This is a genomic window from Bacillus sp. JJ675, assembly GCF_036963165.1.
In the GTDB taxonomy this organism is placed as follows: Bacteria; Bacillota; Bacilli; order Bacillales; family Bacillaceae; genus Bacillus; species Bacillus glycinifermentans.
The window spans coordinates 1-10,455 of sequence record NZ_JBALMR010000035.1 but is presented as its reverse complement, the minus strand read 5'-3'; the positions used below and the strand labels follow the sequence as shown (position 1 = coordinate 10,455).

At 45.8% G+C, this 10,455-nt stretch carries 11 protein-coding genes, 16 tRNA genes and 1 rRNA gene; 6 read left to right on the top strand and 22 right to left on the bottom strand.

The genetic code is table 11. The annotated features are described in order from the left end of the window. Positions 1 to 730: 730 nt before the first annotated feature. Together V7126_RS10145 and V7126_RS10140 are read right to left on the bottom strand one after the other, a co-directional pair. On the bottom strand, positions 731 to 1,120 hold the full coding sequence (locus V7126_RS10145) for a phBC6A51 family helix-turn-helix protein (RefSeq protein WP_006636938.1): 390 nt from the start codon (positions 1,118 to 1,120) through the stop codon (positions 731 to 733). A gap of 525 nt (positions 1,121 to 1,645) precedes the next feature. Next, positions 1,646 to 1,864: a helix-turn-helix domain-containing protein gene (locus V7126_RS10140; RefSeq protein ID WP_144619731.1), complete on the bottom strand. Its 219-nt coding sequence runs from the start codon at positions 1,862 to 1,864 to the stop codon at positions 1,646 to 1,648. Positions 1,865 to 1,982: 118 nt separating this feature from the next. On the opposite strand from V7126_RS10140, the gene V7126_RS10135 reads away from it, so the two are divergent. The 4 genes from V7126_RS10135 to V7126_RS10120 all read left to right on the top strand — a co-directional run bounded on the left by V7126_RS10135 (position 1,983) and on the right by V7126_RS10120 (position 3,200). After that, positions 1,983 to 2,141 carry a hypothetical protein gene (locus V7126_RS10135; protein WP_335497563.1) on the top strand — a complete coding sequence of 53 codons (159 nt, stop codon included), beginning with the start codon at positions 1,983 to 1,985 and terminating at the stop codon, positions 2,139 to 2,141. Between the two features lie 204 nt (positions 2,142 to 2,345). Continuing rightward, complete coding sequence (locus V7126_RS10130; RefSeq protein ID WP_128748033.1) at positions 2,346 to 2,546, top strand: hypothetical protein; 201 nt, start codon at positions 2,346 to 2,348, stop codon at positions 2,544 to 2,546. Next, the gene (locus tag V7126_RS10125) at positions 2,539 to 2,871 is read left to right on the top strand and encodes a hypothetical protein (RefSeq protein ID WP_335497562.1); all 333 of its coding nucleotides are present in this window, start codon (positions 2,539 to 2,541) and stop codon (positions 2,869 to 2,871) included. The genes V7126_RS10130 and V7126_RS10125 overlap by 8 nt, the downstream gene beginning before the upstream one ends. A 155-nt stretch (positions 2,872 to 3,026) precedes the next feature. Further along, positions 3,027 to 3,200 (top strand): hypothetical protein, encoded by a 174-nt coding sequence (locus V7126_RS10120; protein WP_016885212.1) that lies wholly within the window; start codon positions 3,027 to 3,029, stop codon positions 3,198 to 3,200. Between the two features lie 31 nt (positions 3,201 to 3,231). Here the strand turns inward: V7126_RS10120 and V7126_RS10115 are convergent, their stop codons facing one another. Beyond that, positions 3,232 to 3,489, bottom strand: a complete 258-nt coding sequence (locus V7126_RS10115; protein WP_048350006.1) for a DUF1433 domain-containing protein — start codon at positions 3,487 to 3,489, stop codon at positions 3,232 to 3,234. Positions 3,490 to 3,599: 110 nt separating this feature from the next. On the opposite strand from V7126_RS10115, the gene V7126_RS10110 reads away from it, so the two are divergent. Both V7126_RS10110 and V7126_RS10105 read left to right on the top strand, forming a co-directional pair. Continuing rightward, positions 3,600 to 5,033: a lipase gene (locus tag V7126_RS10110; RefSeq protein ID WP_335497561.1), complete on the top strand. Its 1,434-nt coding sequence runs from the start codon at positions 3,600 to 3,602 to the stop codon at positions 5,031 to 5,033. 11 nt (positions 5,034 to 5,044) lie between these two features. After that, positions 5,045 to 5,356, top strand: a complete 312-nt coding sequence (locus V7126_RS10105) for a hypothetical protein (RefSeq protein ID WP_046132526.1) — start codon at positions 5,045 to 5,047, stop codon at positions 5,354 to 5,356. A 1,251-nt stretch (positions 5,357 to 6,607) separates the two neighbouring features. On the opposite strand, the gene V7126_RS10100 is transcribed toward V7126_RS10105, so the two are convergent. From V7126_RS10100 to rrf, 19 genes are all read right to left on the bottom strand, one after another. Next, positions 6,608 to 7,375, bottom strand: coding sequence for a helix-turn-helix domain-containing protein (locus V7126_RS10100; protein WP_046132527.1), 768 nt, complete (start codon positions 7,373 to 7,375; stop codon positions 6,608 to 6,610). A gap of 156 nt (positions 7,376 to 7,531) precedes the next feature. Next, positions 7,532 to 8,497, bottom strand: a complete 966-nt coding sequence (locus tag V7126_RS10095) for a tyrosine-type recombinase/integrase (protein WP_046132528.1) — start codon at positions 8,495 to 8,497, stop codon at positions 7,532 to 7,534. Between the two features lie 134 nt (positions 8,498 to 8,631). Continuing rightward, positions 8,632 to 8,713, bottom strand: a tRNA-Leu gene (locus V7126_RS10090). A 12-nt stretch (positions 8,714 to 8,725) separates the two neighbouring features. After that, positions 8,726 to 8,814 (bottom strand) — tRNA-Leu (locus V7126_RS10085). A gap of 10 nt (positions 8,815 to 8,824) precedes the next feature. Beyond that, positions 8,825 to 8,895, bottom strand: a tRNA-Cys gene (locus V7126_RS10080). 20 nt (positions 8,896 to 8,915) lie between these two features. Beyond that, positions 8,916 to 8,990 (bottom strand) — tRNA-Gly (locus V7126_RS10075). 55 nt (positions 8,991 to 9,045) lie between these two features. Continuing rightward, positions 9,046 to 9,117 (bottom strand) — tRNA-Gln (locus V7126_RS10070). Positions 9,118 to 9,131: 14 nt separating this feature from the next. Then, positions 9,132 to 9,204: transfer RNA gene (locus V7126_RS10065), tRNA-His, on the bottom strand. A 20-nt stretch (positions 9,205 to 9,224) separates the two neighbouring features. Beyond that, a tRNA-Trp gene (locus V7126_RS10060) sits at positions 9,225 to 9,298 on the bottom strand. 7 nt (positions 9,299 to 9,305) lie between these two features. Continuing rightward, positions 9,306 to 9,390 (bottom strand) — tRNA-Tyr (locus V7126_RS10055). A gap of 7 nt (positions 9,391 to 9,397) precedes the next feature. Continuing rightward, a tRNA-Thr gene (locus tag V7126_RS10050) sits at positions 9,398 to 9,470 on the bottom strand. Positions 9,471 to 9,473: 3 nt separating this feature from the next. Further along, positions 9,474 to 9,549, bottom strand: a tRNA-Phe gene (locus V7126_RS10045). 10 nt (positions 9,550 to 9,559) lie between these two features. Continuing rightward, positions 9,560 to 9,636: transfer RNA gene (locus tag V7126_RS10040), tRNA-Asp, on the bottom strand. A gap of 72 nt (positions 9,637 to 9,708) precedes the next feature. Further along, positions 9,709 to 9,785, bottom strand: a tRNA-Met gene (locus V7126_RS10035). Between the two features lie 23 nt (positions 9,786 to 9,808). Then, positions 9,809 to 9,884, bottom strand: a tRNA-Val gene (locus V7126_RS10030). 103 nt (positions 9,885 to 9,987) lie between these two features. Continuing rightward, positions 9,988 to 10,062 (bottom strand) — tRNA-Glu (locus V7126_RS10025). A 13-nt stretch (positions 10,063 to 10,075) separates the two neighbouring features. Beyond that, positions 10,076 to 10,167 (bottom strand) — tRNA-Ser (locus V7126_RS10020). Between the two features lie 7 nt (positions 10,168 to 10,174). Beyond that, positions 10,175 to 10,249, bottom strand: a tRNA-Asn gene (locus V7126_RS10015). A gap of 9 nt (positions 10,250 to 10,258) precedes the next feature. Continuing rightward, positions 10,259 to 10,374 (bottom strand): 5S ribosomal RNA (rrf, locus tag V7126_RS10010). Between the last annotated feature and the right edge of the window lie 81 nt (positions 10,375 to 10,455).

Genomic DNA, 10,455 nt, shown 5'->3' with positions numbered 1-10,455 from the left:
ACCCTCGGCGAAGGCTAAGACGTCTGATTTCGTGTGATTTTCGCGTGAAAATCGTTATACTATCGTTTCTCGTAGCCAGCGCCTCTTCTCCGTGGCCTCTTCGCTATCTCCATATCGTGGCTGTCTATCGTCTGTCCACATCGGTTCGACGCGACTATAACCGTTTCCTAGATCGGTGATTCTCCGATACGTGCGAAGGTCATATGCGCCGGATTCGATTAGGCGTTGGGAAAGCGTTTTATGAGACCAAGAATTCGAGTTGTGTTCGACAGTGTTTAGCGTTATTGACATCGGTTGCACCTCCGCAAAGTCAAAGTGAATTTTTGATGTGCGCGTTCAAGATGCGCCTGGAGCCGCGGATTTTGTTTTTCCCTCCCCGGCCCCCTCCTTCGTTGTGTATACGGTATTCATCCGTTTGTATATCGAGTGTAACACTATCGGATTCTGTTACACTGACGTTCATCGCAATCGTTGTCATATCAACGTTCATTCGTTGTTGTATTTCGTTATGTATTCCGTTTATTTTATGCATCGTATAAACCGCGTCATATCAACGTTCTTATACTCGATAGGATCAGCGTGATATGTATAAGATATTGCATAAACGGGTGGGCTTTCGTCAAAGTGATCGGAGGGTCGCGCGCCAGGAGGTTTCAGCTGACAGAATATTATCCGCCGTCACCCCTCGTAAACCCTCCGTATCCTATTCGTTTCCTATATACTGCGCCTACTATTCGGCATCCTTACGCAACGCTCTCATACGCTCTATCTGCGCCTTCATCTCGTCTATATCCGTATCGCTGCCGTTCTTATTCTCTACGACTACATTATCCGTAAGCATACTATGCGCCTGCAACAGCGTCCTGAACATCGCAGCATTTCCGTCGTTAATGATATGATCCGGTATGGAATCCATTACTTCCGGTAAACGATCGAGAGTGTTCCGCATAATCTGACGCTTTAGTTCGTCATTAAACGAATCATTCTGCCGCCATTCATATAACGTCTGCCTACTTACGCCTACTTCTTCGGCAATCTGATCGTAAGTCATTCCGCCTCTTTTCGGCTGTGCTAAAATCGTTATGGCAGCGATCTGTTTTTCGCTAAGTTTCCGGGCCAATTTTCCGCCCTCCTTTCCGTTAAGTTTACGTAGCTTTACGTCCTTCTACTACGTATAGACAACTACGGACATTTTCTACATGGTCATATCGTTAACTTATCGAAATATTTTCGTTTGGTTTAAGACATAGCGTCCACTCCGTCGCTTACGCTCCTCCGTGTCCGCGGATATTATTAAGACCTTTATCGCGATACAATTATTTATACAATATACATGATTGCGTTTCTGCGGGACGGAGTGAAACGTAGTTCCCGCTAGTCTTCGAATTCAGAAGACTAAGAAGTAATTCCGGACTCAAAATCGCTGTATCCCTTGCGGCTGTAAGCGCGAACCCCATTTTCGCATGTACGAATAAAGTCGTGTTTTTGGCCGATTTGTACGAATAAGATCGTGTTCATTATCAATTACGTTATTCTAATTGAGAATATGACGATAATCACCCGACCTCTCACCGTCATATCTATAGTATTATTATTCATATAAACGTATAAATATACGATAATAACACGAAGAAATAGACGCCAATCATTCGTCAGCGTCTTCGATCTTCACCTCGAATAACTCCTCGACATTTACTCCAAGCGCTCTCGCCAGTGCAAACACGTGCCAATCGAGATGCCTTTCGTTTTTATCGAACCGGCTTATGCTACCTTGCGGAACTCCAGACGCTTCGGACAACGGAATTTGCTTCCACCCTTTCGCGTTCATTACCTCCGACAGTCGCGGTCTTACCGTTATTTTCATCCGTACTCACCTCGTTTTGATAATCCGATTATACGATAACGAATATTTTTTCGCAAATACGGTTGACATTCGTTATGCGATATCGTATAATTAAGGTAACGAAAGGAGGTGAACGTAATTGATTGACATAGTCATGAAGCTTTCGGCAATCATCGCATCTTGGCTCGGAATTATCAAGCTCGGTCTTGAACTCCGCAAGATGCGAAAGGACGATCAGTCCAAAGCCGAAAGTAAGGAGCGACTCTCTCCCACCACGAAGAACCGTCGCCGAACATAAACACGAGGGGCATCTCGCCCCTTGTCAATCAATTATAACACGAATGAAACGAATTGATACCACCGAAATTTTGTTAGTTGTCGTCTTGCTCGCCTGGATTGCGGATATGAACTTCGGCCGGCTGTCCGTTTTGGATTACGTCGGCCTCGGATCAGCGATCGTTTTCATCGCGCTTCTATTCTTTAGATCAGGGAGGAATCGGAAATGACGCTTTATATAAAACGTTTGTGGTCGGACACACCGCCATTAAGACCGCAGCAGGCCGAACAGCTTCTCGATCTATACCAGCGCCCTATTGCGACGTTTAAAGACGCTGGCAGGGCGTATCAGATCGGGTTTAATACGGCGCTGACCTGTCTCGGCTATTTAATCGCAACCAAACACGGAGGTAATGACGATGAATAAAACGAAACTTTTAACGGCCGTCCTCGGCCTATCAATCGCAGGAAACGCGGCCCTCGGAATCTACGCCGCCAAGTTGAACGAAGATGTCGATATTGCTTATCGCGTGGCTGACGACATGGCCGCGGAAGCCAAAGACGCCCAGGAAACGATCGAGCGCGAATATATTGTCGAAGGAAAAGATTACGCGGTTTCAGCGGATGACGGCGGCTTCTCTTTCAATCCGGCAGCCACAGACGCAAAGCCAGGCGATCGGATTAGCGTTACTTTTACGAAGGATCAATACGAAAATGGCAGCGGATTTAAAAAGATCGAGGTTATCGAATAACACACGAAATCAGGCGTTGAGCGGCCGCCGATACCTAATATACTCGTAACACATTCCGGTGGCTCCTACGCTTTAATTTCGTGGGAAAATCGTTGTCTACGGCGTTGAATCCCCCGAGCTAATGTCGTATCCTAATAGTCGGAGGTCGAGGACGAATGGATTATGAAACAAAAGGCTATGATACGACGATTGTATACGATTATAAGGAGTATCCGGACGTTCATTACGGACGCTGCGATAACTGCGATTACACGTTGTTTAAAAGTTCGGTGAAGGACGGGATATTTCTTCGCGAGTGCCGTAGATGCGGAATGAAAAAGAGCATATAAAACGAGAAAGGCCCGGCTCGATTTGAGCGGGCTATTTTTCTTCTGCGTTTACAACAGAAATTCCTATTTTCTTGTTTGTTGGATCGTAAATACCTGAAAACTCTTTTTCTTTATCGTTATTTATGTAGCCGGATACTTCTACACCGCCCGTTGGATCGATGTTATAGTCTTTAGAAAAATGAACTTCCGACACATTTTTATAGTCTTTTTTCAAATAACTTCTCATTTCCTCTTTTGCTTCTTCTACTAATTTTTGTTCGGCTTTATGATTATCGTATTGATGCTTCACGAAAAAACCCCCAACTGCTATAATCATAACCAATAGGATAATAATGTATTTTCTCAAACAGATCATCCTTTCTTTCTTTATTTTACATTATATGAAAGGTGAAGTATACGTTGACAAAACAAAAAAATGTAAGAAAACCAAATGTTTCTGATGAAGAGTATTTTAATTTGAGCAGGGCTTCATACCACTATAAGACCCTGAAATTACACATAAAATATAAAAAACCATATAAAATCAATAAAACCTCTTATTGGTACATCGAACAAGTTAAACAGGATACAGATACCGGTTTAGATGCATTCGTTTTCTCTCAAGCCGAAAATAAGAATGGCAAATGGGTTAAATCAAACAACCCGAAAAACGTCGTCGTAGCCTTCGCAGGCACTGATCTCTCAAAAGATCTCGAAGCAGACGGCGCGAAAGCGGACGCTGAAAATGTCGCCATCGGATTGGACCCTAAAAAAGAGACAGAATACATTGTCGAAAAAGGTGCGAAAGATACGTCAAAAACGCTTGGGGTATATACTCGATCAATGGAGCAACTCCAGATGATGGAGTCTGGAAACTATAAAGTGATTACAAAGACGACGCAAATCGACCAAGCCGATCAATTGGTTAGAGAAGTCAAACAAAAGTATCAAGGGACATCGACGATTGTTTCAACGACTGGACACTCGCTTGGAGGCGCGGAGGCAGAATACAGCGCAGTCAACAATAATGTCTATGCAGTAGCATTCAACAGTCCGTCTATCGTTAAGCTGCATTCAGAAGAAAAGCAAAAGGAAATCAATAACGGTAAATATGATCTGTATATAAAATCGTTTGTTAATCCGGAAGATATGGTCGGTGCCGGTTGGTGGGATGAATTTGAACGGCACAATGGAACAACGATCTACACGAAAGATCCTTCTGTAGCACGAGCCAATCGGGAAAAAAGGCTTGACGGTAATAAGCTCCAACAGGTCGGAAGAAACCTCATGTATTTCGCGAATACGCTGATTTTCCAAAATCCCGACACCCACGGCCTCAATGATTCGAATTTCACCTTCGACGAAGACGGCAACGTTCAAAATATAGACGGCGATGAGCTCGTCTATGACAAAAACTTAAAAGCGATGCTGCCGGCTGAAGTCGTTTCCGGAAGCGGCGCGATTAAAGTCACCCCCGAAGTCGCTAAGCAGCTTGCGGAAAAAGTAAATGCGATTATAAACGACCTGCGTACGATGAAAAGAGAAGCGGAAAACGCCTACCAGGAACATGACGCTGCGATAAGCGATTTGAAATACGATACCTATCGCCAGGTCGGTCACGGCTTATACGATCAGCTTACGCTCGATGATGTAAACAATACGCTGAATGATTTGGCGCAGTCGTTCGATAAAAAAGGGAATCCGCTGTTTTACGATGTCGATGCCGAAGCGGCATATATCGCTTCATTACAAGACACGATTTCAGATTTAGAAGAAATCAGCGGCTATCTGGCGCAAATCGCAAAGGATTTCAAATCAAAAGACAAGATGCTCGCAAACTGGTTAAAGTTATAGGAGATGAGTAAATGGATACGTTAGATCAAATAATCAAAAAGCAGAACGACCCAATGGAAAAGCGCAGGCAGCTTGCTTTGCTAAAAACGGGTATGAGAGGCGTGGCCGGAACCAAGCTTGAATCTGTTCGAAATACCCTCAGACCGAAATTTAAGGTAGACGACATTCAAAAGGAAATGAACACCGTCTATTCCTCGCTTCTCTACAGCTTCCAAGGAAAAGCGCAGCAGGCTCTGGCTCAGCGGATCAGCCAAAGCGCCCAGCGGCTTATTAATACGGAACGGGACGGAGAAAGCTTTGTGAATGCGTTTAAGACGAATTAGAGGCGCCGATTGGCGTCTTTTTTGTAGGTCAAAACGTTTTTTTGAAATGCGGACTTAAAAACCGCCTGGAGCGCCGGCTCAGTTTTTGAGATCCCGCCCCCTCTTTTTATCCTCCGACTTTAAAATTTTGCAAGAAATGATCGGAAGTCCGGAGCCGCTTTTCCCCTTCGACACACCCCGGCCACTATTACGATATTTACTCCCATTTCTGCATATCGATGTATTTCGTATTCGTTTTTAGTTTACATAATTCCCACTATAGGAAGTAGACATATCGTATAAACCGCGCCATTACTGCGTTTGTGAACTCCCTAATTTTCTCGACTATGCACGGTTTTATACATCGTAATACTGTTGCGGGTTCTAGCCGTTTCACAATCGCTTTAGTCCGGTAAATTATTGCATATATTTAACCCGGTGAAGTATTGGCGCAAAGACTGCCGAACTTTACACGCGTAACATTTCGAGACATAATAAATCGTAATTATTCCGCTTTTCTTCTATTATATTGTCCGTAGCCCTTTCGATGTTACAACGCGGCCAAAACGTCAAGAATCGTAAAGTGTTTGAGGGGTCGCACGCGGTGAGGTTTCAGCTTGTGATTATGGGCAAATCGGTCATCACATTTTGTTATGAGCTTTCGCAAAATAAAAATCGTGCGTACTGATGCGCTTGTCGTCACAATTTGTGACGAGGTCACACGTCCTCCAACGCAACCCAAACGATCTCCTTAAACGGAATGTCAACGCCATCAATCCGCAAGGCTCCTCCGACAGGATCTACGGTTTCGATCACTCCGCACACCATTTCTGTCGTCCAGTTCCGCCAGTACTGGATCTCACAGGCCTAGCCGACCTGATCTCCGTATAAAAAAGGATTTAATCGTCGCACCGTGCGACAATCAAACACACTTATGACTCAAGGAACGTTTCGAACTCCGCTAATAGACCAACGTTTTTCACACGATTTTCACGGGCTTTTACCGTCCATGCGGCTTGCCGGAAGCTAGCGTATATGTAGTCGTCAAAGCGCCTAATTTTCTGCTGTTTTCGTTTGAGAATCGTAGCACTCTATAGGAATTAAAAAGGACGCAGCAATTAGGTTGATTCAAAGATACGAGTTGATTATCACAAAATGTGATGAACAAGCGTCTCTTCTCGAAGACCTCCCCGTCTCACTGACGTACGAAATCGCACGCCCATCCGCAGAGTCAACCGAACCGAAACGACATCCTGTCCTTCTGCTTACCGGTTAGGAACACGTCAACTCATCAAATCGCGTTTCATATAACCGGTCTAACATCCGGTCCAGTACACCGTTATAATAGCCAGCAAGATTCCGAATGTGCTTGCGCTTTGTCGCAACGAACGTATGACGTACAGCTTCCCGGCCGATTTCTTCTAGCGTCTCGGAATCATAGGCGCCTTTTAAATACGACGTATGTGCGAGGTAGATGCCGTATAGCCGGTTCGTCAGCTTCCGATCGCTCACAAACGATTCGACCGCAGCTTTGAACGCACTATACGTATTACGTAGTAATTTATTTACGCTTTTAGAAATAACAGCTTCGCCCGTGCTTTTCGGTGTTTCAGCCGTTGTCTTCGTTGGCTTGTCCGATGTCGAACGGGGTTGCATTTGCGGAGTAGCATCGCCATCATCAGCCGGTTTATTCGGGTTCATGGCGCTAGTATAAGCCGGCAAAATCACGTACATATTGGCGCCGTTGCCGCCGGAAACCGGCCTGAATTTCGTTTCCTTGCGAATGATGCCGCAGGCTACTAGTCGCTTAATTGCCCGGATAACTGTGGTGCGGTGGCAGCCGACTAGGTCAGCGATCGATTGCAGCTTCAAATACGCGACGCCTGGCGTTTTGCAGGCATGACGCGACAGCACCTTGAGAACCTCGATTGCGGCAGGCGTTAGGGCGGATTTATTGCGGTAGATATGCGTGCGGATGGCGCCATTAAGCTCGTCCACAGAACGGAATGACGCCATTTTAGCGGATTCTTTCGTATACATTCGGTTTTCTCCCCTTGGAGACGTACCGACCCATCGGAAAATTAGGCGCACTCAAATAAGCGTTGACTTGAACGCTTTTTTTCGATAAGATAGACGTAGGGTTGACGTGCTATCTATCGGATTTATTTCCGACGGATGGTCGTCTTTTTTTTGTTTTTATAAGTTGTTGAGCGGTGAAAATTCTTTGTGACGATCGTAAACATCAGAAGCATAAAGATTGACGTATACTCGAACCATTTCCATCGTTGAATGCCCGAGTATCTTCTGTAGTTCAAACACGCCAGCTCCATTCATAACTGACATTTTAGCGAATGTATGTCTCAAAGTATGCGGGCTGCATCTTACGCCTTTAATTTTTGCCTTTTTACCGTATTTCCCAACTATCTTTTGTAAAGCGCCCCTCTTCATTGGAGTCCCATCGATTGTTACAAATAAATGATCTGTTTCACATGTTCCACGTATCTTTAAATACCTTCTTAATTGCTCCTTCATCCTTGCTTGTATGGGTACATATCTATGAAAGTGGTTTTTTGTCTCTCTAATAAAGATGGTTCCTTCACTTAGCTTTACATCTTCAACCAAAATCCCCGCAGCTTCACTTAGTCGTATTCCTGTTTCCAATAACAACAGCATATATGTGTAATCACGAAGACCGGTGAAAGTACGTTTGTCAGGAGCGTTCAATAGCTGCCGAAGCTGTTTTAAAGAAAATGTCTCTATATTGCCCTTCCGTTCCCTTAGTAGCGGATATTTCTTCATTGGATTATTCGCGATATATTTATTCTCTTCCAGATATCCGAATAAGGCTCTCATAGATCGCAAACGTGTATTTATAGATCCATTTTGTCTACCGGATTCTTTCAAATAATCGACATACTCATCAATATCAGTGCGCACGATCCCCGAAATTAAATCACCCTTTTCCTGCTGCACAATCCAATTACGAAAATGATTATTCTCGCGATGATAATATGTGATCGTATCCTTTCGCAAACTCTTTCGCTTTGCGTCAGCCAGGAAAAGCTTAATCGCACCGTCGATTGTTAAAGTGTTGTATTCGATCGGCTCAACGGCGATATCCACCTCGCGGGCATTTAAACGATTGCTTCTTCGTTTAGACATAAAAAAATCGCCTCCCTTCTGTTTAAAGGAAAGCGATAGGCACACGACCATTTGCCGTGACGTTTAACGCAAAAAAAGCGACGATAAATCAGCGAATAATACGCCGAAATACCGTCGCTTTTGCGTTCTAGTGATACCGGTGGTCGGGGTCGAACCGACACTCCCGAAGGAACACGATTTTGAGTCGTGCGCGTCTGCCAATTCCGCCACACCGGCATGTGTGAGCTATGGTGCCGAGGGCCGGACTTGAACCGGCACGGTAGTCACCTACCGCAGGATTTTAAGTCCTGTGTGTCTGCCAATTCCACCACCCCGGCAAGGGCACTAAGGCGACACCCGGATTCGAACCGGGGATAAAGGTTTTGCAGACCTCTGCCTTACCACTTGGCTATGCCGCCATCATTTTAAGTTAAGAAATTGGAGCGGAAGACGGGATTCGAACCCGCGACCCCCACCTTGGCAAGGTGGTGTTCTACCACTGAACTACTTCCGCATTCTAATTATGAACTCATTTTAACATATTCAACTTATTGATAAAAGATGAAAAACTGGGCTAGCTGGATTCGAACCAGCGCATGACGGAGTCAAAGTCCGTTGCCTTACCGCTTGGCTATAGCCCAATATGATCATAAAGGGCGGTTGATGGGAATCGAACCCACGAGTGCCAGAGCCACAATCTGGTGCGTTAACCACTTCGCCACAACCGCCATACGTTTCAATACGTAATTGGCAGGGGCAGTAGGAATCGAACCCACACCGGAGGTTTTGGAGACCTCTGTTCTACCGTTAAACTATGCCCCTATAGAAATGGTGGAGGGGGACGGATTCGAACCGCCGAACCCTGAGGGAGCGGATTTACAGTCCGCCGCGTTTAGCCACTTCGCTACCCCTCCAGAACAGTGCCGGCCAGAGGACTTGAACCCCCAACCTACTGATTACAAGTCAGTTGCTCTACCAATTGAGCTAGACCGGCAAATGGTGGCTCGGGACGGAATCGAACCGCCGACACACGGATTTTCAGTCCGTTGCTCTACCAACTGAGCTACCGAGCCTTTATTTAAATGGCGGTCCGGACGGGACTCGAACCCGCGACCTCCTGCGTGACAGGCAGGCATTCTAACCAACTGAACTACCGGACCATTTTTGAATTTTTATTGCATGAACTATTTTGGTTGCACCCTTCGGGCACTCCTCATTTAATGAGCAATTTTTGGTTGCGGGGGCAGGATTTGAACCTGCGACCTTCGGGTTATGAGCCCGACGAGCTACCGAACTGCTCCACCCCGCGATAATGTTTTATATTAGTAGATATGGTGGAGGATGACGGGATCGAACCGCCGACCCTCTGCTTGTAAGGCAGATGCTCTCCCAGCTGAGCTAATCCTCCGCAGCACAGGACGTGCAAGTGCATGCGTTGCAACAGGATGTTGCGATCTTAGCATGCCTTCCTTTAAAAGCTCCGGTATACCCCTTCTGCTTCTAAAAAATAATGGTGACCCGTACGGGATTCGAACCCGTGTTACCGCCGTGAAAGGGCGGTGTCTTAACCACTTGACCAACGGGCCATATATTTGAAAGTGGCGGAGAGCAAGGGATTCGAACCCTTGAGACGGCGTTGGCCGCCTACACGATTTCCAATCGTGCTCCTTCGACCACTCGGACAGCTCTCCAATCATATGGCTCCGCAGGCAGGATTCGAACCTGCGACCGATCGGTTAACAGCCGATAGCTCTACCACTGAGCTACTGCGGAATGATGTCTGCTTGGCGGCGTCCTACTCTCACAGGGGGAAACCCCCAACTACCATCGGCGCTGAAGAGCTTAACTTCCGTGTTCGGCATGGGAACGGGTGTGACCTCTTCGCCATCGCCACCAGACAATTTAGTGACAAAGATCATTATACTATGTATTTTCAAAAATGCAAGAGTTTTTTTGGAATTATTCTCTCAAAACTAGAT